An 18,888-nucleotide genomic window follows, 5' to 3' on the forward strand; every position below is an offset into this window, starting at 1 on the left:
AGCTGGACCACGCGGGAAGGGCGACCACGTGTCGGCCCTTCGAGGTCTGACCTGAACCGCCGCTCAGACGGCCTTGTCGGCGCCCTTCCCGCCCCAACCACGCCTTATTCAGTGGGCTCCTAGCGGCCACCCGGGTGCTCGCCTGAGGAACCGTACGGTCGCCTGGGGCCACGCGAGCCACGCCAGCGGTTCGTCCTGGGGACGGCACCCGCGCAATATCTGCCGCTGGGCATCGCCCGTGGGGCCCTGCCGGCCCTTGACGACTTCGCGGCGGGCGGCTCCGGCATGTCGGGCGGCCAGGCGCCAGGTGGCCGGACACCAGGCGGCGAGCCGGACGCGGACGGAGGCTCCCCCTGCCGCCACGCGCCGTCGAGAAGGATGGATTCGTACAGGCTTTGCAGTTCACGCCCAGGGTCGAGATCGAGCCCTTCACGCAGCACCCGGCGGCCGTCGCTGTAGACCTCCAGGGCCTCCCTATGACGCCCTGCCCGCATCAAAGCCGTCATCAGTAAAGAACGCAGCCGTTCGTGAAAGGGATACTGGGACACCCACCCCTGCAACTCGCCGACGAGCGCATGATGGCGTCCCAAGGCCAATTCCACCTCGGCGGCCTCTTCGGTCACGGCCAGTTGTAGTCGTTCCCAGCGGAGGGCGCCCGCGACCACCAGGCTGCTTTGAAGCCCTTCCAGAACGGGCCCGTGCCAAAGCGAGAGCGCGTCCCGGTAGTGTTTCGAGGCTTCCGCATACCGCCCCGCCGTTCCGGCCGCGCGCGCCCGCGCGATGTGCCGCTCCGCAATGCGCGCGTCGATGGTCCCTGCGGCGATTCTGTACCCGGGCGGGACGGTCTCGATCACGGTGTGGCCGTACCCCGCGTGCCTGAAGGCCCGCCGCAGGCCGGACACCGCGATGGCGACCTGGGTGCGCGCCGAGGCGGGCCGCTCCCCGCCCCAGACCGCCTGGACGAGGCGGTCCGCGGCGACGGGACCGTTCCCCTCCAGGGCCTCAAGGAGAAGGGCCGCCAGCACCAGCCGCGCCCGGTCGTCGTCGAGTTCCACCGTCCGGTCCTGGACGCCGGCACGCAGCGGCCCCAGGATCCGGAAGAACACCGGATCCATCACGTGCCAAACGTTAATCACCGAGGGGCCCGAAAGACCTGAATGAACCGTGAACGAATCGTCCTGATCTGTTCAGAGCCAGGAAAAGCTCCGGCACAGACGGTCCCCGGGCGGTCGTGCTCCCTCGTTAAGGGTTCGCGTCCTGGTGCGGTCACGCGAACGGCGTCTTGGGCTTCTCTTGAAGAACACCGTCGACATACACGTCGACCTTCTCGTCATAGAAGCACACGAGGCCGATGATTCTCGCGCTCTCGGGAAGCGGCCTCGGGTACGACCAGGCCAGATCCTTGTGCGTCTTGCCATTGACTCGCACCGACCAGTATTCGGCCTCGCCCTTGTACGGGCAGTGGGTCGTCGTCTCGGTCGGCTCCAGCAGATCCATGCGGACATGGGTCTTCGGCAGGTAATAGCGCACCGGAAGCGAGGTCTCGAAAAGCAGCCGGGCATTGCTGGACTCGGCCACGGTCACCCCGTCCACTTCGATCCGGACATGCCGCGAGGAGGGCAGGATGTCGACGCGGTGGTACGGATTCCGGGGATGGGTGAAGATCTCCTCGTCCTCCTCGAACCAGGCGTCCATCGCGTCCCACTCCAGGCGCACCAGGTCACGCAGTTCCTCGACCGGTGAGTCCTCGTAGCGCAGGGCGGCGCCCTTCGCCTCGGCGCCGTCCACCCTCACCGTGTAGGCGACCGAGTCGCCGCGGCTCGGGGAACGCTCGCCGGGGCCGTCCTTGACGAGTTCGGCGAGAATGTCGGCCACGGGGATGTAGTACGTGGGGTAGTAGGGGATCTCCCACACGTACACCGGCCGTTTCGTGTCGGCCACCAGCTTGCCGCCCAGGTAAACCCTGACCCGCCTCTGGCCTGGCTCCGTACGGACACGCGTCCTCTGGGGTGAGCTCATATCCATGGAACCTACCTATGGGCACGCCGTATTTCGATGGCGAGTACCGTCGTTCGTGATCGCGCATCGAACGGGAAGGGAGGGGCCATGAGCACGGCCGCGTCGCGCGAGACCATGGCGGCGATCGAGGAATTCCTCGCGTGTTCGCCTGCCGACTTCCTGCGCGGCCTCCGGGTCACCTTGCGGCCGCTGACCGCCGATGACCAGGACGAATACATCTCGCTCGTGCGCGCCAGCGAGGACCTGCTCCGACCGTGGGTCGCACTGCCCGACACGCCCCGGGACTTCCGGCGGTACCTGGAACGGTTCGACCATTCCACCGCTCAAGCCCTGAAGATCTGCCTGAACGGCAGCGGCGCCATGGCGGGCACCATCTACATCAACGGCATCGTCCGGGGACGCTTCCAGTGCGGCACCCTCGCGTACGCCGCCTTCGCTCCCAGCGCGGGCCAGGGCTACATGTCCGAGGGCCTCCGCCTCACGGTGCGGTACGCCTTCGAGCAACTACGCCTGCACCGCCTGGAAGCCAACATCCAGCCCGGGAACCACGCGTCCCGCAAACTGGTCGAGCGCCAAGGCTTCCGGCTGGAGGGATATGCGTCCGCAATGCTCTTCATCGAAGGAGCCTGGCGCGATCACGAACGCTGGGCCCTGAACACCCCCACGCCCGAGAAGGCGCACCCCTCCCTCCCGTCCTTCTAGCTGGTTGATGCCTTCGAGCGCCGGGGGAGGGTGAGGACGGGGAGCAGGGACAGCGCCGCCAGCCCCGCGGCCCACCAGAAGGTCTGGGTGAAGGCCGCGGTCAGTTGGGTGGGGAGCTCGGGGGTGTGGAGGGTCGCGGCCTGCCTGAGGTTGCCGGTCGCGCCGGGAACGGACGCGCGGATGGCGAGCTGCAGGATGATCGCAAGGGCGGCGGTGCGTAGGGACCCGCCGAGGCGGATCAGGATGTTGGCGCCGGTGGTCGCGCCGGGAATGGACGCGCGCGGAAGGCCCTGGTAGGCGGCGGCCATGACGCTAGGGGTGATGAGGCCGTGCCCCAGCCCGATGACGAGGATCGTGCCCATGAGCAGGGGACGTCCGGTGCCGGCGTCGATGGTGACCAGGGTGAGGGCGCCGCACAGGACGAGGAGCATGCCGCCGGTGCCCAGCCATGGCCCGCCCCAGCGGTCGGGCAGGGCCTCCCGCGTGATCTTGTGGCGGCGCTTTCCGCGTTGGCGCGTCCAGCGCGATCAAGATCGCGGACACCGAGGGGCTGGACGCGGTCTCCATCCGCCGTGTGGCGAACGAACTCGGCGTACGGGCGATGAGCCTGTACAACCACATCGAGCGCAAAGAGGACCTGCTCGACCTCATGTTCGACGAGGTCGCCCAGCAGATGGTCGTGGACGAGCCACTGCCGGAGGACTGGCGTGAGGCGATCACCGCGATCGCCCAGAAGGAACGTGAGATCCTCCTACGCCACCCCTGGATGGTCGACCTCGCGGCGCGCCGTCCCCAGGTCGGCCCCAACGCGCTCAAACACGGGGAGCAGTCGCTGGCCGCGGCGTGCCGCCTCGACGTCAGCATGAAGGTGGCCGCACACATCGTCACCGCGGTCGACCGCTACATGACCGGCTATTTCGTCCGCGAACGCCTGCTGCGCGACAAGCAGGACGGGCAAGGGGAGGGCTCCGTGATCGAGTCCTACATGCGCGAAATGCTCGCGTCAGCACGCTTCCCCTACTTGGCGCGCGCCAGCGAGGAATCCGTGGACTCCCAGGAGTCGTTCGAGGAGGGCCTCGGGTGGCTGCTGGACGGCATCGAACGGCAATACGGGCGGTGACCGGAGGCCACTGGCCTCCCGTGGCCGCACGCCGTAGCGTGGACCCTCTCCTGGCGTAGATGACGGACGGGGATGACCAGGTGCGGGCAACAAAGCTGATCAGTGTGGCGGTCGTCCTGGCCTTGATCGCGACCGGCTGCAGCGGCTCGTCCGACGACCGCGGGAGCAGCGATGGCCGCACACCCCCACCCGGATCCCCTGCGGGGACCGATGCCTTCTACAAGCAGCGCCTCTCCTGGAAGGACTGCGGCGGCGGCTTCCAGTGCGCCACGGCACAGGTCCCCGTCGACTACACCAAGCCCACCAACGGCCGGCTGAGCATTTCCCTCATCCGCCTGCCCGCCGAGAGGAAGTCCGATCGCATCGGTTCCCTGTTCACCAACCCGGGTGGGCCAGGCGGTTCAGGGGTCGACTTCATCCGCCAAACCGCTCGCTCCTTCGGCCAGGACCTCAGGAACCGTTTCGACATCATCGGCTTCGACCCCAGGGGCGTCGGCGCCAGCGACCCCGTACGGTGCCTGGACGGGTCCCAGCTCGACCGGTACTTCAGCACCGACACCACACCCGACGACCCCGGAGAACTCGAAGCCCTGGCCTCCCAGAGCGAAGGCTTCGCGAAAGGCTGCCAGAGCAAGTCCGCCTCACGTCTCCCGTACGTCGGCACCCTCAACGCCGCCCGCGACATGGACGTCCTCCGGGCCGCCGTAGGGGACGAGAAGCTCACCTACTACGGGGCCTCGTACGGCACGTACCTTGGCGCCTTCTACGCGGAGCAGTTCCCCAAGAGCGTCCGCGCCCTGGTCCTGGACGGAGCCGTCGACCCCAGGATCTCCTCCACCCAACTGCTGATCGAGCAGGCCAAAGGGTTCGAGACCGCCCTCAACGCCTTCGCGGACGACTGCGTCACCAACCAACTCGACTGCCCCCTGGGCACATCGCGCGCCGCCGTCATCCGCAACATCACCGACTTCCTGAGCGACCTCGACGAGGCCCCGCTCAAGAACACCAAGGACTCGCGCAAAGTGACCGAGTCCTGGGCCACGACGGGCATCGCCACGGCCCTGTACGCCAAGGGGTTCTGGCCCGTCCTGCGGCAGGCATTCGCCCAAGCCGAACAGCAGAAGGACGGCACCCTCTTCCTGACGCTCGCCGACCAACTGATCGAACGCAAGCCCAACGGCACCTACTCCAACCAGACCGAGGCCAACATGGCCGTCAACTGCGTGGACAAGCCCAACCCGGCCAACCTCGCCCAGTACCGCAAGTCCGTGGACCAGGCGAAAAAGGTCTCACCCCTGTTCGGCCCCTTCGTCGTCTGGGGCGGCCTCGGCTGCGTCTACTGGCCCGTCCAGACCAAGCAGCCCCCCAAGCCCATCACGGCCAAGGGCTCACCCCCCATCCTCGTCATCGGCACCCTGCGCGACCCCGCGACCCCCTACAAGTGGGCCCAGAGCCTCGCCTCCCAACTCGACTCAGGCACCCTCCTGACCCTGGACGGCGACGGCCACACCGCCTACCTCCAAGGCAACCCCTGCATCTCCAAGGCGACCCACGACTACCTCATCACCGCCAAGCCCCCCAGAGAGGGAACCGTCTGCCGCTGATTCACGCCCACCCACGAGACCGGGTAGACTGCTGCGCGCCGTCCCGTACGGCACCGCCGCCTTAGCTCAGTCGGCAGAGCGATTCACTCGTAATGAATAGGTCGTCGGTTCGATTCCGACAGGCGGCTCCCAGCTCAAAGGCCCCTTCCACGCTCGGAAGGGGCCTTCTGTTTACGACTGCCTGACACATTGCCTGACTAATCGTCCTCGGTCTGGACGGAGAACACGTCGTCCATCGCCTCGGCCCCGGCCAGCAGAGCGGGCCGGATCTGGTGCCAGTACACCGTCTCGGTGACCTCCGTGCTCTTGTGGCCGGCCAGCCGGGAGATGTCCTCGATCGGGACGCCAGCGTCCGACAGCACCGACACGAAGCTGTGACGCAGCTCGCGCGGCGTCCACTCGTCCGGATCGAGGTCGGTCTTGGCCAGGACGGCCCGGAAGGACCGCAGAACGTTGTTGGCGTTCCGCTTGGTGCCCACGGTGGAAGCAAAGACCAGGTCGTGCTCCTGCCACGCATTCCCGGCCGCCGCCCGTTGCTCGTCCTGCAACCGGCGCTGGAAGCACAGGGCGTCCACGCACCGTTGCGGCAGGGCCAGCGTGCGCCGGGACTTCTTGGTCTTGGTCTTCCCGCCGGCTCGCACCGATCGCCAGACCCGGATATGCGGGGGTATCGGCGGCTCGGCGTCCGGGCGCCCGTCCAGGTCCACATGCGCCCAGGTGAGCGCACGCAGCTCCTCCGTGCGGGCGCCGATCAGCAGGGACAGCACGATGTAGGCGTACATCGCGGTGCCCTCGGCCGCCGCGAGCACGGCGAACGCCTGGGCGAGCGTGAGCGACTTGGACGGTCGGCCGTCCTGCCCACGCGGCACCTCGCACAGCAGGACGACATTCCGCTTCACCTTGTCCCGGGCCTGGGCCCGGGACACCGCCCGCTTGAGGATCGACCGCAGTTGGCGAAGGGTGTCGGTGCTCAGCGTCTTCGCCTTCCGAGCGAGCCACGCGTCAACGTCGTCGGCCGACAGCTCGCGCAGCCTACGCGCGCCCAGGTCGGGAATGATGTGGTTGCTGGCCAGGCTCCGGCACTTGATCCGCGTCCCTTCATCCCGGTTGCCCAGGCCGTGCTCCAGCCAGTTCTCGACGGCGTCCCGGACGCGGTACTTGGTGTCCTCGCTGGGCAGGCCGTCGTCGCGGTCTCGTAGCTTCTCGTGAAGTTTCTTGAGTGCCTTGCGCTTGTTCCGGTCGCTGGCCGATCGGACGATGCGCTTGCCTGCGGGCGTGTACCCGACGGTGATCTCCGCGATCCACCGTTGGCGGCTCTCGCTCCACCGCAGGCCGCCATCCCCCTGAGGACGCCGTTTCCCGGACTTCTCTTTCTCCTCCGGTCCGGCCGTCACGCGACCACCTCGTTGCCGGCCTCGCGCTCCAGGAGTTGGACGTACTCCGCAATGGCGTTGGCGGGGATGAGGCGGCTGCGGCCGCGGGTGACGCTGCGCAGACGGCCGGAGCGGATCTCCTCGTAGATGACGCTGCGGCTCAGCGAAAGCATGGTCATGGCCTCGGTCACCTTGTACAGAGCTTTGTTCGGGACCGGGTGTGCGGTGATGTCGGTGGCCTTCATGATGGGCGGTGCCTCCTTGAGAGGTGCGGCCCGGTGGCTCTACTTGGTGGTGGTGACACCGGGCCGCTTCGTGGGTGGATTTGGTATCTGCTGGCGTCGTACAGGTGCGGATCCACTACGGCACCCGCGCCGTCGTGGTGAACTCGGTGACCTGGACCGGCTGACCTGTCCGACTGGGGCGTTCACAGCGCGCTGTGGGGCGGTGGGACGACGTGGCAGGCGCCCTCATTGGCGGCCTGGATGGAACCCGGCTGGGCCCTCGGTGAAGGCGACGGCGAGCTTGGCGTTGCCGTCGCAGTAGACCGTCCGGTAGGCGATCGGCTCCACGATGACCGGACCGCCGTCGGGGGCCTTCCCTCGGCTTGTTCGGCCCAGGTTCATCGCGGCCCTACTTCTGGAGATGGTCGGCGGCCATATCGGCGAACCGGGAGTAGTGACCCTGGAACGCAACCGTCACGGTGGCGGTGGGCCCGTTGCGGTTCTTGCCTACGATCAGGTCCGCCTCTCCGGCGCGGGGGTGTGCCTTCTCGTACATGTCGGGTCGGTGGATCAGGATCACCACGTCCGAGTCCTGTTCGACGGCGCCCGACTCGCGAAGGTCGGACACGGCCGGGGTCTTGTCGGCGCGGACCTCGGGATTACGGTTGAGCTGGGCGAGCATCACCACCGGGATGTGGAACTCCCGGGCGATCAGCTTCAGGCCCCGCGACAGCTCGGACACCTCCACCTGGCGGTTCTCGGCCTTGCCGATGGACTTTAGGAGCTGGAGGTAATCCACGATCAGCAGCCGTGCGGGCTGGACGTCGGCGCGGCGTTCCATCCGGCGCAGCGACGCGCGCAGCGTGTCCAGGGTGACGTTTGGGGTGTCGTCGATGATCAGGGGTGCCTCAGTGGTGCGGTTGACCATGTCCGCGATCCGGAGCCAGTCGTCATCGGTCAGGTTGCCGTTGCGGATGGCGTGCAGGCCGACGCGGGTCTCTGCGGACACGATCCGCATCATGATCTCTTCGCGGTTCATCTCCACCGAGGACAGGAATACCGGCATGTTCTGCTTCATCGCGGTGTGCCGGGCGATGTCGGTCGCGGCTATCGACTTGCCGCCGCCCGGCCGCGCGGCGATGGTGATGAGCTGGCCGGGGCGGAACCCGCCGAGCAGCCTGTCCAGGTCGGCGTAGGGGGCGGTGATGCGGCCGGCGGTGTCCTCGCCTCGTTCGATGCGGTCCATGACCTGCATCAGTGCTTCGGCGAAGGTGGGCGGGTCGTGGCCGTTCTTGTCGTCGTGGGCGATCAGCCGTTGGTGGGCGCGGGCCACGTACTCTTCTGCCTGGTCGGGGTCGCCGTTCATCCCCATCTGCCACAGGTAGGTCCCTGTGGTGACCAGGGCGCGCATCCTCGCGCAGCGGCGCACAATGTGGGCGTAGTAGGCGCCGTTCGCGGCGGTGGGTGGGGTGGACAGGATGGTGTGAATGTAGGGGCCGCCGCCGACCTTGCCCAGCATGCCCCGGTCCTGGATCGCGGAGTGGACGGCGACCGCGTCCACCGGGGCGCCCTGCCGCGCCAGGTCCCTGATCACCTCGTAGATGATCTGGTGGGCCGGGCGGTAGAAGTCGCCCGGCCCGATGATGGACGTGACCTCGTCCAGGGTGTCTGCGGACAGCATGATCGCGCCGAGGACGGACCGTTCGGCCTCCAGGTCGTGGCGCGGCTGGCGGTACTCTTCCGGCGGGGCGTCGTCCATGTCGCGGTTGATCGGTTCGATGGTCACGGCGTGATCTCCTCCTCCGCAGGTGTGGTTGGTGATCGGGCACCGGTGAGGACGGCGGGGTGGCAGATCGGGCAGCGCGAGGCGCGGCCCTGGTCGTCGTACAGCATCCGGTCGTGGGGGACGTTCGCGTCGTGGCGGACGTCGTCGCACCGATCCGGCAGCGTGGGCCGCTTGGGACGCGTGGTGCGGGCGGCCTCGGCCCACCACGGACCCGCCGCCGCCAGGCGGCCGGGAGAATCGGTGGTATCGTCGCCGGCCACGATTCGGAACGCGGCGGCAACCAACTCGGCGGGCCGCCTGGCGACCTTGGGGTGGCGGAGTGCCTTCACCACGTCCGAGCGGACCCAGTCGTCCCGCATCCTCAAGATCTCAGCGACAAGTGCACCATCGACGTCCGGCCGCTTGTCGTCCTGGGCGAAGTCCTCCCCCTCCCCCTCTGCCGTTCTAACCCCGGCCGCGTCGCTCCGCTGTGGGTGCGTGACGGGGGGGTTGGGGGGGTTCTTTACTTCCTTCTTGGAAGGAAGAAGAACCGCCGCATCCGTGCGGCTAGGGGTAGCCGCGCCCGTGCGGCCAGGGGTAGCCGCATCCGTGCGGCCAGGGGTAGCCGCGTTGCTCGCTTCCGGCGGGGCGCTTGTGGCCTTGGCCTTGCGGGCGGCCTTACGTGCCTTGGTGCGGGCGGCGGCGCGCTCGTCCCACATCTCGTGATCGCACAGCTCGTAGACGCTGGGCAGATGACACTTGGGACGGTCGGGATCCACTCGCCTTTCCACGCGGATTAGACCGCGTTGCTCCAGGCGCTTGGTTGCGCGGTCCACAGTGTCGACGGAGCGGCCGATGCACGCCGCCAGCACGGCGCGGGTCGGGGCGTCGCACCCATCGGGGTCAGTGGCCCGATCCTGAGGGTCGGCGAACGAGGACAACGCGGCATACAGCGCCTTGTCCACGGGATCGATCGAGCCGTCCCGCGCCACGTGAGCATCGAACTTCACCCAATCGAGCCCGGCGGAACGGATCACCCGGGGCCTGGCCGCCGAGGTGTCCGCGTCCGGCCCGGCCGATGTGTGGTCGGGTTCGGAGACGACTGTGATGTTGGCCATGAACAGATTCGCCTTCCGTTCTTGAGTGGCGAAGCGTGAACGCCGCGACCACGCGGGTGGTCACGGCGTCACCTGGATGTCGCGCGCTTGTACTGGTTGGGGTCGGCTAGTTGGCGGTGCAGCCCGATCTGTTGTGCCGCGGCCACGCACGCACTTAGGCGTTACCGGGCCGGTCACCACTGGGCCCTACGATCGACCGGGCCACCGCGAAAGCGGGATGCCGGGCGAACCTCGCACCGGAGCCGCCCGGCGCGAGTTCGGCGGACATCTCCCAGCCGCCCGCGACCGCGTCCAGCCACGCGGCGAGCGGTTCGCGCGCAGCCAGCAGCCGGTGGAGGAGCTCGGCGAGCCGCTCGTGCAGGCAGTCGATGACCTCGCAGTGGTTGCACGCCGAAAGCTCCTGCTCCTCGTTACAAGGCAGCAGGTGGTCGGCGCAGAACGCGATGCCGCTGATGGTCTCGGCGTCGGTCATGACCAGGCGCGGGCGAGCGGTCAGGTCGCCGGGCAGGGGCATGCGGAGCCGGGCCGCGGCCTCGCGCAGCAGGGCGGGCGCGTCACTCATCGCGGTCACCGCCCGCGTTGGCGATCTCCAGCAAGATGTCTGCGTGACAAGGCACCGGGATGCCGTGCTCGTCCACGAGCGGGCACCAGCACACAAGGTTCCGCCCGGCCAGCTCACGGCGTGCGGCGGCGCGCAGCTCCTCGCTGAGGCCGTTCCGGTACGCGCGGCAGGCCCAGTATGGGGCTCTGGCCAGGTCAAACCGGCCGATGCAAGAGCCCTCGGTCTCGTGGATGACGTCAGCGGCGTCGCCCCACGGGAAGCCGTCGCGGACGGGGACGATGCGCCAGGGGTTGCCCCAGCGGGTGGGGCGGCCGACGTACACGGCGCCTTCGGGCATCCGCCAACCTCTGCTGCGGCGGCGCTGGATGCGCTCAGCCATGGGGGCACTCTCTCGGGAACGGCTCGGGCCGATCGGCGGGGTCGTGGCCCTTACGGTCGCTCATGCTGCTCCTTCGGTGTCGAAGAGGCTGTCAGGGACGGGGAAACGGCGGTTGGACCAGAGCACTTCGGTTCGGGAGGACCAGTGGCCGCCCTGGCTGGTGCCGGAGGGAATGCGGTGGCGGTGCCAGTCGGCGTAAAGGTCCTGGTAAAGCGGGGACTCATATCCCGACAGCACGACCGTGGCGCGGCAGCTGTTGAGCGCGGCGGCCAGGTCACGGTGGTCAGAGGCGCTGCCCATCTCGTACCGGTAGTTGCGGGACCGGGTGGAGCCGAGATAGGGCGGGTCCACATACAGCAAAACGTCGGGTTCGGCGCCGTAGGCGGTGATGACGTCCAGCGCGGGACGGCATTCCAGGCTCACCTGGGATAGTCGCTGTGCGACGGCCGCCATGCGGTTGACGTAGCCGGTGAGGTAGCCGGGCATGGACGTAGACGAGCCAGCCGGGTCAATGAAGAACCGCCATCCAGTTTGGCGGAGAGTGCCGGTGCGCCCCTGGGAGAGTCGGACCCAGACCCGGCGGGCGGCTTCGAGTGGCTGATCTGGGTGGTCGGCCGGGACGGGTTGATAGGCGGCGAGGTGTTCTGCGCGGGAATGCGGTGTCAGCGCGCACACGCGAATCAAATCGGCCGGGCGGTCGCGCAGAACCTGCCAGAAGGTCATCAGGTGTTCATCCAGGTCGTTCACGGTCTCCATCCGGCTGGGCCGCTTGGCCAGCAGCACGGCCAGGGACCCGGCGAACGGTTCCACGTAGTGCTCGTGGGGCCCGAGCATGGCCGCGATCCGCGGGCCGATGCTGGTCTTGGCGCCGTAGTAGGCCAGCGGAGGTTTCATCCCAGGGCCTCCATGAGCTTGGTGCCGAGCCAGTGCGCGACGTTCGCGGACACGGCGTTACCGGCCTGCATGGTCTGCTCGCCGGCGGTGCCGGTGACGGTGTAGGTGTCGGGGAAACGCTGGGCGCGCAGATGCTCGCGGGCTCTGAGCATCCGGAACGTCCAGTCCGCGATCGGCGGGGCGGCGCCTTGGACCAGCGCGGCCGAGTCGATGGTGGCGACGGTGTGCAGCGGTTCGGCGGTGGTGGTGACCCGGTTCCCGGTCCTGTAGGGCACGACCAGGCCGTGATGGTTGCCGCCTGCGGTCAGGGTGGCCAGCGGGTGCGACACCGGCCGGGAGGTCGATCCCCCGCCGCGCATCTCCACCACGTACGGCTCGGCGCTGTGCGGGCCGCTCTGGTGTGGCGGGCAGGCTAGTGCCTCCATGCCCTTGGGGTTGGCGGTGCGGGTGCGCATCGGCTCGGCGGCGGTGGTGGGTGTGTGGTTCCAGGTGCCACCGGCGGGGACCAGCAGGGGCGGGGTGGCGAAGCCGTCACCGCCGCGCACGGCGCGGGCGGTCAGCGGCGCGGCGTGCGCGGGGTAGGCGCGGCCGTCGTGCCCGGCGTGGTTGATCTGCAGCATGACCGGGCGGTTGCGGGCGGCGCGGGCGCCGTTGCGGATGCGGCGCATCGTCTCAGCGGCCAGCGGGCTCTTGCGGTCGCCGATCCGCGTGCCCAGATCGTCCCAGTTGATCGCGGCGGCGGCGGGCAGGATGTAGGGCTCGACGGTCCAGGACTGGTGGCGGCGGCTGGTGTTGGGGCAGGTGTAGGTGTACTGCTGGCGGTACTTGCCCAGCCGGGCCTTGCCGCCGGGGGTGTGGGTCTTCCAGGTCTGCCGCGCGGCCACGTCCTGGCCGCAGGTGGGGCACCATGCCGGGGGGCGGGGTTCCAGGTCGGGCATGGTGGCGTCGGCGCGCAGGAACACGATGTACAGGCGGTCGCGCCATTGCGGGGCGGGCGGGTTGTACGGGCCCCAGATGTGCGCGGAGTTGACGCACACGATGCGGTGGGCGTAGCCGAGCCGGGTGAAGGCCTCCAGCCACCAGTTGAACAGCGGCCAGTCGCGGGCGAACTCGATCACGTTCTCGATCAGGATCGCGTCATAGCCCCAGATCTCGGCGGCGCGCAGCACGTCGTAGGCGGTGGCGCGGGTGCGTTCCCAGCCCTTGTTCAGCGCGGCCAGGTACTCCTCCCGCTCGCCGTCGTCCATCAGCCACATCTCGCCGGGACGCAGCGTGCCCCGCGCCTTGGCGGTGCCGCCGGCTGGGCTGCCCTCCCGGCAGATGGGTGAGGCCCACAGCACCCGCGCGGGCGGCAGGCGGCGCATGTCGTAGCGGTCCAGATCGGCGCATAGGTGGTCGGCGTCGGGGAAGTTGGCCGCGTGGGTGGCGATCGCCCGGTCCCAGTGGTTGGCGGCCAGTTGCAGGCTCAGCCCGGCCTCGGTCAAACCGAGGCTGCTACCGCCTGCTCCGCAGAACAGGTCCACGAACGTCAAGCTCATGCCGTCCTCCTCACGGTGACCGGCCGTGCGGCCGAGCGCGCGGTGGGGCGGGGGTGCACGTCGCGCAGGGGGCAGGCGCGAAAGGCGCCGCCGTGGCGTTTGGCCGGGGTGGTCATTGCGTGTCCTCGGGCAGGATGATCAGGCCCTCGGGGGTGAGGACGAATTCGTGGCCGTGCTCGCACAGCCACAGGTCGCCGCCCTGGTCGGGGTCCAGCGCGGCCCAGCAGGTGGCGGTGCTGTGGCAGGTGGGGCAGCCGGGGCCGTCCAGCACGGGCCAGCGGGTGATGGGGATGGCCCAGTCCGTGCGGCAGGCGCGGCAGTGCCAGGTGTTGAGGTCGGTGCCGTCCAGGGTGGTGGTGGGGGCGATGAAGGTGACTTCGGTCCAGCGTTGGCAGGTGGGGCAGTCCGGGCCGCCCAGCACGGGCCATTGCTCGGCGGGCGGGCGGTGGAAGACCTCCGACATGTCGGAACCTCCGGGAGGTGCGCACAACGCAGCGCCCCCCGGGCACCAGTGGACGGTGCCGGGGGCGTGCTGCGCGGGGGCGGTTATTGGCTGTGGGGGCGGCGGGCGGTGCGGCGGGCACGGCGCACCGGGCGTCGTTGTTTCTCGGTCAGGCCGCCCCATACGCCGTGCTCGGCGTGGGTGAGGGCGTGCTCCAGGCACTCGTTGCGGACCGGGCAGTTGCCGCATACCCGCTTGGCCGGTTGGGCCGACTGGCCGACCCCGACGAAGAAGGCGTCCGGGTCGGTCTGGGCGCACAGCGCGAACGCCTGCCAGGGGATGTCCTGCCCCAGCCGGTCGCCGATGGGCCCGGGCGGTGCGGAGCTGGTGCCGCTGACGCGGCGGTGGTGCTGGGTGGTCATCACCACTCGCCCCGTCCTGGGCCGGTTCGCCCGTTGCGGAGCTCTTCGATCATCGCCCGCAAGCCCGCCTGCAACTCGCTCAGCATCGAGACGCCATGGCGCCGCACGAACTCCCGGGTGACTCGCGGTTCGTCCCAGCGCCTGATCTTGCCTTTGGGGGCGGCGGGGGCATCGCTGGACGGCACGCACGTGTGCTCGGCTCTCACCATGGGCGCGTCCGGGCAATCCTCGAGCCGGATGCCGTCAGCCGACCCGCACCTGGGACAGGTCAGGGGGTAACCGGCAATGATGATCGGAGCGTCAGGGCAGAACGTCCAGGTCTGAGCCAGGTATTCCTCGTTCTCACGCTCGTTGTACTTCTCATCCCAGTTGTAGGCCATTGTTGGGGTTCCTTCCGTGGCAGGGAACCCCCGGGACGTTTGATCTGTGGGCATTCGTCCTGGGGGTTGGCGGGGAGGTGAGGCGCTCGCAGGGCGGTCGGGCCCGGCGATGGTCGGCCATTGCTCGACCGGCGGGCGATGGCAGGTGTCCGGCATGGCGAGGAACCTGCACAGGCAGCCGGCGAGAAGGCGTGCATGAAGCATTCCCGGGCTGTGGGCCCGGGAGCGCGGTGTGCGGAGGGCCGGGGTTAGTGACGGCGGGTGCCGGGGCTGCCGGGACGGGCGGCGGCTGCGGCTCGGGCGCGGGCGACCACAGTGTCGAGGTCTCCGGCGGGGACTTCGACCGTCTCCACGCGCGCCCCGGGGCCCCAGTTGGCGGCGGTGAGGGCGGCGTGCGCGGCGGCGTTGCGGCACGGCACGCCGGTGCGGTGGTGCGGGTCGTAGGTGTCGTCGCAGTCCCGGCACGGGAACCCCAGGGCGTACACGTTGCTGCCGGCGCCGCGGGCAGGGACGACCACGTGGACCGTCACGGTCCGCTGGTTCCTGGTGCCGGGCGCGTGGACCGCCCGGTCGGTCACCTGGCACGCCCCGCTTCGGCGGCCCACCGGGCCAGGGCGTGGTGTTCACGCTGGCACATGTCCAGGGCGCGCCCGGTGGGACGGGGCCCGTCGTATCCCGATAGCGGGTCGCCGTAGGTGGCCAGCCGGTCGGCCAGTGCGGCGGCGGCGCCGAGGTGGGTGGTGGGCACGCGGGTTTCCAGGGTCTGCTCGCGGAAGGTCTCGATGCCGCGCCAGGTGATCACGAACCGCCAGGTGCCGGTGTAGGCGCGGCCGGGAGTACTGCCGCCCAGCTTCTCTAGGCTGAGGGTGATCGTGGAGTGCCCGTGGATGTGGTACGTGACCTCGGGGCAGAAGTCACGCAGATCGCTGTAACTCACCGGAAAGTCGCTCCTTGGCAACGTCGGATTGAGGTCGAGGATGATCGCCATGGGGTGGCGGGCGGGCTTTCGCGGGGCCTTTGGTCAGCGGAGTCTGCGGATGACCCATCGCTGGCCGGTGCGGGGGGCCAGCGGCGAGATTTTGACGACGTCGCCGGTTTGGGGTGCGTGCACCATGCGGCCGTTGCCAATGTAGATGCCGATGTGGGTGATGCCTTGGCCGTGGTCGAAGCCGATCAGGTCGCCGGGCCGCATCGAGTCCCGGGTGACGGGTTTGCCGCGCTGGACCTGGTCGGCTGCGACGCGCGGCATGGTGATCCGGCCCTTTGACGCCTGGTAGACGGCGTACTGGACGAGTCCGGAGCAGTCGAACCCGATGGTGTCGCGGCCGTCGTGTCCGCCGGGTGAGCAGCAGATGCCGCGGCTTTTGCCGGTAGGGCCGCCACCGCCCCACGCGTAGGGGACTCCGCGTTGTTTCGTGGCGGCGGCGACGATCCGCTGACCGAGACTGGCCTTGGCTTGGGGGGCGGCACCCTTGTTGGTGCCGTCGCCGGTTTGGGTGTCGGCGCGGGCGAGGTTGCTGATGTGGCAGGCCAGCGCGCCGACCAGGGCTATGCGGATGAGCCGGGCTGTGGCATGGGCCACCGGAATGTACCTCCTGAACAGGCAAAGCCGCGCCTTGCGCAAGGCGCGGCTTTGGGTCGGCGTCGCCCCCCGGGGAAGGTGTGGCCCTGCTCAGGGGGTCTCGTAGTGGTCTTGGTCTGCGGGCTTGACGACGTAGCCGAACCGCATGAGCTGGCCCAGCAGTTCACGGACCTGGGGTTCGGAGAGCCCGGTGTGGGCCTGGATCTGCATGGTGGTCGCCGGTCCGGCCCTGATCACCTGCATGATGCGTTCCTGGGGTGAGGTCAGCGGATCGGTGGCGGTCTGTGGTGCCGGGCTGCCGGGGCCCGCTGACACGCCCGGGGGGTGCAGGTCGATGTGCGGGGTGGGCGGGTACTGGGATCGGGCGTGGTCGACGACGCCGGTGATCTGGTCGTCGGTGATCAGCGCGCCTTGCAGGCGGATGGGCTGGTTGGTGCCGGCCGCTGCCAGCAGCGCATCGCCCCGGCCCAGCAGTTTTTCCGCGCCGCCCTGGTCGAGGATCACACGGCTGTCGGCCAGGGAGGAGACCGCGAACGCCAGCCGTGCGGGGACGTTGGCTTTGATCAGGCCGGTGACCACGTCCACGCTGGGCCGTTGGGTGGCCAGCACCAGGTGGATGCCGGCGGCGCGGGCGAGCTGGGTGATCCGCACGATGGAGTCCTCCACATCGCGTGGTGCGACCATCATCAGGTCGGCGAGCTCGTCCACGATCACCAGCAGGTACGGTTTGGGCTCGGCGAGGTCGCCGCCGGGCAGGCGGAGCGTGCCGGTCGCGGCGGCGCGGTTGAAGTCGTCGATGTGCCGGAAGCCGGTGGCGGCCAGGTCGTCGTAGCGGCGGTCCATCTCTCCGGTGACCCATTGCAGCGCCTCGGCGGCCTTGCGCGGGTTGGTGATGATCGGGGTGAGCAGGTGCGGGACGGTCGCGTAGGCGGCCAGTTCGACTCGTTTGGGGTCGATGAGCACCATGCGGACCTGGGTGGGGGCGGCGCGGACCAGGACCGAGCAGATCGCGGCGTTCAGCGCGGTGGACTTGCCCGACCCGGTGGCGCCGGCGATCAGCAGGTGCGGCATCGTGGCCAGGTTGACCACCACCGCGCCGCCTCCGACGTCGGCGCCCAGCCCGACGACCATCGGGTGGCGTTCGGCTGTGGCGGCGGGCGAGGACAGCACGTCGGCCAGGTGCACGCTGCGCCGGTCGGGGTTGGGCACCTCCAGGCCGACCACGCCCGGCTGCCCGGGCAGGGGCGCGATCAGCCGCAGGTCGGCCCGCCCGAGCGCGACACCGAGGTTTTCCACCAGGGCGCGCACTTTGGAGATCTTGACGCCGTCGCCCAGGGCGAGGCTGTAGCGGATCACCTGCGGGCCCGCCGCCGCCCCTGCCACGCTGGCGTGCACCCCGTGCCGCGCCAGCTCGTCCACGATCACCTGCGCGGCGTCATCGTCGGCCCCGCCCTTCTCGGGGTCGGCGGCTGCCTGTGCGGGTACCGGCAGAACCCCGTCGAGGACGGCGGTGACACTCTCCTGGACGGGGGCCGCGGCCGAGGCAGGATGCCGAACCGGCCTGGGTGCGGTGCCTGGTGTGGGGGCGGGCCGGGCCGCCCGGTGCCGGGCGCGGGCGTGGCCAGCGGTGTGGCCGGTGGTGTGGTGGGGGGTGGGCGGCTGTGACGGGTCGGGGTATCCGGGCCGGTGGTGCTGCCACCACCGGGCGGCCAGCGTGATCTCTGCGGCAACCAGCGCCGCGACCAGGACCCAGTTCAGGCCGGTCAGCGCCACGGCCGACACCCATCCGGCCGCAGCGGCGCCGGCGACGGCCACGCGTGGCCTCCACGCCCGCCATTCGGTCCGGCGCATCCGCCACAAGGCCACCGCTGATGTCGCGGCGGCCAGGCCTGCGGCGCCCAGCACCATGGTGCTGGGCGACACGTGGGCCGGCCGGTCGGCCACGGTGACGCCCACCGCCAGCACCGCGATGGTGATGTAGTGCGGCAGCATTTGCGGGCGCAGCCGCCGCTGCACGGTGTCCTGCAGGTCCCGTCCCAGCCGCTGGATTGGTTGGTTCACTTGCAGGCCTCCTCCGGTGGCCGGTGGGTGGTTGGTCAGCGCAGCCGGTCCGCCACGGCCAGGACGTGGTCGACGTAGCGCCATGAGTGGTTGTAGTGCCACAGGGCGGTGCGCAGGTCGGTGGCGGCGCCGTGGGCGCACAGGTAGCCGGCGGCGGCCGGGATCGCGTCGGCGGGGTCGTGGACGTTCTCGCGTCCGTCGCCGTTGCCGTCGCGTCCGTAGTTGCGCCAGGTTGCGGGCATGAACTGCATCGGCCCCAGCGCACCCGCCGGGCTGGGGCCGGTGTCGGCTCCGTGCCGGGACTCGACGTAGCCGATCGCGGCCAGCACCCGCCAGTTCACGCACGAGCCGGCGGCGGCCTTCTTGTACAGGGCGTGGTAGGCGGCCGGGATGCCGCCGCGGCCATCGCCGTTGCCGCCGTCCGGATCATCCCTGCCGCTCTTGCCGGGCTTGCCGCCGCCCTCGCCACCACCACCGGCGGAGTCGGCGAGGGCGGCGGCAGCGGAGACCAGCCCGGCCAGCATCGGGACATCGTTGACCGCACCGGGATTGGCACAGGCCACAGCGAACACACCTGTGAGCTTCCCCCCGTTCACCGGACACCTGTCCTGAGGTCACCGGCGATCATCAGGAAGGATGTTCGTCATGCCGTCACCACACCCGCCCGAGTTCCGGCGCCGCGCGGTCGAGCTGGCCCGCCAAG

The 18,888-nt window shown here is 69.8% G+C and carries 23 protein-coding genes and 1 tRNA gene; 4 read left to right on the forward strand and 20 right to left on the reverse strand.

Going from position 1 to position 18,888, the window contains the following annotated elements:
- Window positions 1-119: 119 nt before the first annotated feature.
- Window positions 120-1,115: an AfsR/SARP family transcriptional regulator gene (locus QSK21_RS35035; protein ID WP_285702087.1), complete on the reverse strand. Its 996-nt coding sequence runs from the start codon at window positions 1,113-1,115 to the stop codon at window positions 120-122.
- Between the two features lie 151 nt (window positions 1,116-1,266).
- Complete coding sequence (locus QSK21_RS35040; RefSeq protein ID WP_285702056.1) at window positions 1,267-2,019, reverse strand: DUF427 domain-containing protein; 753 nt, start codon at window positions 2,017-2,019, stop codon at window positions 1,267-1,269.
- A gap of 87 nt (window positions 2,020-2,106) precedes the next feature.
- Between QSK21_RS35040 and QSK21_RS35045 the strand changes: the two genes are divergently transcribed.
- Window positions 2,107-2,721 (forward strand): GNAT family N-acetyltransferase, encoded by a 615-nt coding sequence (locus tag QSK21_RS35045; RefSeq protein ID WP_285702058.1) that lies wholly within the window; start codon window positions 2,107-2,109, stop codon window positions 2,719-2,721.
- On the opposite strand, the gene QSK21_RS35050 is transcribed toward QSK21_RS35045, so the two are convergent.
- Entirely contained in the window at window positions 2,718-3,152 is a 435-nt protein-coding gene (locus tag QSK21_RS35050; RefSeq protein ID WP_285702059.1) for an MFS transporter, read from the reverse strand. The two genes, QSK21_RS35045 and QSK21_RS35050, sit on opposite strands and share 4 nt — an antisense overlap.
- A gap of 143 nt (window positions 3,153-3,295) precedes the next feature.
- Here QSK21_RS35050 and QSK21_RS35055 point away from each other — a divergent pair, with 143 nt between their 5' ends.
- From QSK21_RS35055 to QSK21_RS35065, 3 genes are all read left to right on the forward strand, one after another.
- Entirely contained in the window at window positions 3,296-3,841 is a 546-nt protein-coding gene (locus tag QSK21_RS35055; RefSeq protein WP_352231375.1) for a TetR/AcrR family transcriptional regulator C-terminal domain-containing protein, read from the forward strand.
- Between the two features lie 59 nt (window positions 3,842-3,900).
- Entirely contained in the window at window positions 3,901-5,445 is a 1,545-nt protein-coding gene (locus QSK21_RS35060) for an alpha/beta hydrolase (RefSeq protein WP_285702061.1), read from the forward strand.
- 55 nt (window positions 5,446-5,500) lie between these two features.
- Window positions 5,501-5,573 (forward strand) — tRNA-Thr (locus tag QSK21_RS35065).
- Between the two features lie 69 nt (window positions 5,574-5,642).
- Here the strand turns inward: QSK21_RS35065 and QSK21_RS35070 are convergent.
- From QSK21_RS35070 to QSK21_RS35150, 17 genes are all read right to left on the reverse strand, one after another.
- Window positions 5,643-6,839 carry a tyrosine-type recombinase/integrase gene (locus tag QSK21_RS35070; RefSeq protein WP_285702063.1) on the reverse strand — a complete coding sequence of 399 codons (1,197 nt, stop codon included), beginning with the start codon at window positions 6,837-6,839 and terminating at the stop codon, window positions 5,643-5,645.
- Window positions 6,836-7,063, reverse strand: a complete 228-nt coding sequence (locus tag QSK21_RS35075; protein WP_285702065.1) for a helix-turn-helix domain-containing protein — start codon at window positions 7,061-7,063, stop codon at window positions 6,836-6,838. Before QSK21_RS35075 ends, QSK21_RS35070 begins: the two co-directional genes overlap by 4 nt.
- 225 nt (window positions 7,064-7,288) lie before the next feature.
- Window positions 7,289-7,444 carry a hypothetical protein gene (locus tag QSK21_RS35080; RefSeq protein WP_285702066.1) on the reverse strand — a complete coding sequence of 52 codons (156 nt, stop codon included), beginning with the start codon at window positions 7,442-7,444 and terminating at the stop codon, window positions 7,289-7,291.
- Between the two features lie 7 nt (window positions 7,445-7,451).
- Complete coding sequence (gene dnaB, locus QSK21_RS35085; protein WP_285702067.1) at window positions 7,452-8,828, reverse strand: replicative DNA helicase; 1,377 nt, start codon at window positions 8,826-8,828, stop codon at window positions 7,452-7,454.
- Complete coding sequence (locus QSK21_RS35090; RefSeq protein WP_285702068.1) at window positions 8,825-9,925, reverse strand: helix-turn-helix domain-containing protein; 1,101 nt, start codon at window positions 9,923-9,925, stop codon at window positions 8,825-8,827. Before QSK21_RS35090 ends, dnaB begins: the two co-directional genes overlap by 4 nt.
- Window positions 9,926-10,079: 154 nt before the next feature.
- Window positions 10,080-10,487, reverse strand: a complete 408-nt coding sequence (locus tag QSK21_RS35095) for a hypothetical protein (RefSeq protein WP_285702070.1) — start codon at window positions 10,485-10,487, stop codon at window positions 10,080-10,082.
- A complete protein-coding gene (locus tag QSK21_RS35100) occupies window positions 10,480-10,866 on the reverse strand; it encodes a DUF4326 domain-containing protein (protein ID WP_285702072.1) in 387 nt (128 codons plus the stop codon). The genes QSK21_RS35095 and QSK21_RS35100 overlap by 8 nt, the downstream gene beginning before the upstream one ends.
- A 60-nt stretch (window positions 10,867-10,926) precedes the next feature.
- Window positions 10,927-11,760: a DNA adenine methylase gene (locus QSK21_RS35105; RefSeq protein ID WP_285702074.1), complete on the reverse strand. Its 834-nt coding sequence runs from the start codon at window positions 11,758-11,760 to the stop codon at window positions 10,927-10,929.
- Window positions 11,757-13,298, reverse strand: a complete 1,542-nt coding sequence (locus QSK21_RS35110; protein ID WP_285702076.1) for a DNA cytosine methyltransferase — start codon at window positions 13,296-13,298, stop codon at window positions 11,757-11,759. The genes QSK21_RS35105 and QSK21_RS35110 overlap by 4 nt, the downstream gene beginning before the upstream one ends.
- Window positions 13,299-13,410: 112 nt before the next feature.
- Complete coding sequence (locus QSK21_RS35115; protein WP_285702078.1) at window positions 13,411-13,761, reverse strand: hypothetical protein; 351 nt, start codon at window positions 13,759-13,761, stop codon at window positions 13,411-13,413.
- Between the two features lie 83 nt (window positions 13,762-13,844).
- Window positions 13,845-14,162, reverse strand: a complete 318-nt coding sequence (locus tag QSK21_RS35120) for a WhiB family transcriptional regulator (protein WP_285702079.1) — start codon at window positions 14,160-14,162, stop codon at window positions 13,845-13,847.
- Window positions 14,162-14,542 carry a hypothetical protein gene (locus QSK21_RS35125; protein WP_285702080.1) on the reverse strand — a complete coding sequence of 127 codons (381 nt, stop codon included), beginning with the start codon at window positions 14,540-14,542 and terminating at the stop codon, window positions 14,162-14,164. Before QSK21_RS35125 ends, QSK21_RS35120 begins: the two co-directional genes overlap by 1 nt.
- 248 nt (window positions 14,543-14,790) lie before the next feature.
- Window positions 14,791-15,120 (reverse strand): hypothetical protein, encoded by a 330-nt coding sequence (locus tag QSK21_RS35130; RefSeq protein ID WP_285702081.1) that lies wholly within the window; start codon window positions 15,118-15,120, stop codon window positions 14,791-14,793.
- Window positions 15,117-15,479, reverse strand: coding sequence for a hypothetical protein (locus QSK21_RS35135; protein WP_285702082.1), 363 nt, complete (start codon window positions 15,477-15,479; stop codon window positions 15,117-15,119). The genes QSK21_RS35130 and QSK21_RS35135 overlap by 4 nt, the downstream gene beginning before the upstream one ends.
- Window positions 15,480-15,563: 84 nt before the next feature.
- On the reverse strand, window positions 15,564-16,124 hold the full coding sequence (locus tag QSK21_RS35140; RefSeq protein WP_285702083.1) for a C40 family peptidase: 561 nt from the start codon (window positions 16,122-16,124) through the stop codon (window positions 15,564-15,566).
- 90 nt (window positions 16,125-16,214) lie between these two features.
- Window positions 16,215-18,185, reverse strand: a complete 1,971-nt coding sequence (locus QSK21_RS35145) for a DNA translocase FtsK (protein WP_285702084.1) — start codon at window positions 18,183-18,185, stop codon at window positions 16,215-16,217.
- A 35-nt stretch (window positions 18,186-18,220) separates the two neighbouring features.
- Window positions 18,221-18,709, reverse strand: a complete 489-nt coding sequence (locus tag QSK21_RS35150) for a lytic transglycosylase domain-containing protein (RefSeq protein WP_285702086.1) — start codon at window positions 18,707-18,709, stop codon at window positions 18,221-18,223.
- Window positions 18,710-18,888: the final 179 nt, after the last annotated feature.

Origin of the sequence: Actinomadura sp. NBRC 104412 (assembly GCF_030269515.1) — a bacterium.
In the GTDB taxonomy this organism is placed as follows: Bacteria; Actinomycetota; Actinomycetes; order Streptosporangiales; family Streptosporangiaceae; genus Spirillospora.

Excerpts from the sequence above, each read along its gene's own strand:
- QSK21_RS35035 (WP_285702087.1), bottom strand. The coding sequence starts at position 1,115 with ATGGATCCGGTGTTCTTCCGGATCCTGGGGCCGCTGCGTGCCGGCGTC.
- QSK21_RS35040 (WP_285702056.1), bottom strand. The coding sequence starts at position 2,019 with ATGAGCTCACCCCAGAGGACGCGTGTCCGTACGGAGCCAGGCCAGAGG.
- QSK21_RS35045 (WP_285702058.1), top strand. The coding sequence starts at position 2,107 with ATGAGCACGGCCGCGTCGCGCGAGACCATGGCGGCGATCGAGGAATTC.
- QSK21_RS35050 (WP_285702059.1), bottom strand. The coding sequence starts at position 3,152 with ATGCTCCTCGTCCTGTGCGGCGCCCTCACCCTGGTCACCATCGACGCC.
- QSK21_RS35060 (WP_285702061.1), top strand. The coding sequence starts at position 3,901 with ATGACGGACGGGGATGACCAGGTGCGGGCAACAAAGCTGATCAGTGTG.
- QSK21_RS35075 (WP_285702065.1), bottom strand. The coding sequence starts at position 7,063 with ATGAAGGCCACCGACATCACCGCACACCCGGTCCCGAACAAAGCTCTG.
- QSK21_RS35080 (WP_285702066.1), bottom strand. The coding sequence starts at position 7,444 with ATGAACCTGGGCCGAACAAGCCGAGGGAAGGCCCCCGACGGCGGTCCG.
- QSK21_RS35090 (WP_285702068.1), bottom strand. The coding sequence starts at position 9,925 with ATGGCCAACATCACAGTCGTCTCCGAACCCGACCACACATCGGCCGGG.
- QSK21_RS35095 (WP_285702070.1), bottom strand. The coding sequence starts at position 10,487 with ATGAGTGACGCGCCCGCCCTGCTGCGCGAGGCCGCGGCCCGGCTCCGC.
- QSK21_RS35100 (WP_285702072.1), bottom strand. The coding sequence starts at position 10,866 with ATGGCTGAGCGCATCCAGCGCCGCCGCAGCAGAGGTTGGCGGATGCCC.
- QSK21_RS35105 (WP_285702074.1), bottom strand. The coding sequence starts at position 11,760 with ATGAAACCTCCGCTGGCCTACTACGGCGCCAAGACCAGCATCGGCCCG.
- QSK21_RS35110 (WP_285702076.1), bottom strand. The coding sequence starts at position 13,298 with ATGAGCTTGACGTTCGTGGACCTGTTCTGCGGAGCAGGCGGTAGCAGC.
- QSK21_RS35115 (WP_285702078.1), bottom strand. The coding sequence starts at position 13,761 with ATGTCGGAGGTCTTCCACCGCCCGCCCGCCGAGCAATGGCCCGTGCTG.
- QSK21_RS35120 (WP_285702079.1), bottom strand. The coding sequence starts at position 14,162 with ATGACCACCCAGCACCACCGCCGCGTCAGCGGCACCAGCTCCGCACCG.
- QSK21_RS35125 (WP_285702080.1), bottom strand. The coding sequence starts at position 14,542 with ATGGCCTACAACTGGGATGAGAAGTACAACGAGCGTGAGAACGAGGAA.
- QSK21_RS35150 (WP_285702086.1), bottom strand. The coding sequence starts at position 18,709 with ATGCTGGCCGGGCTGGTCTCCGCTGCCGCCGCCCTCGCCGACTCCGCC.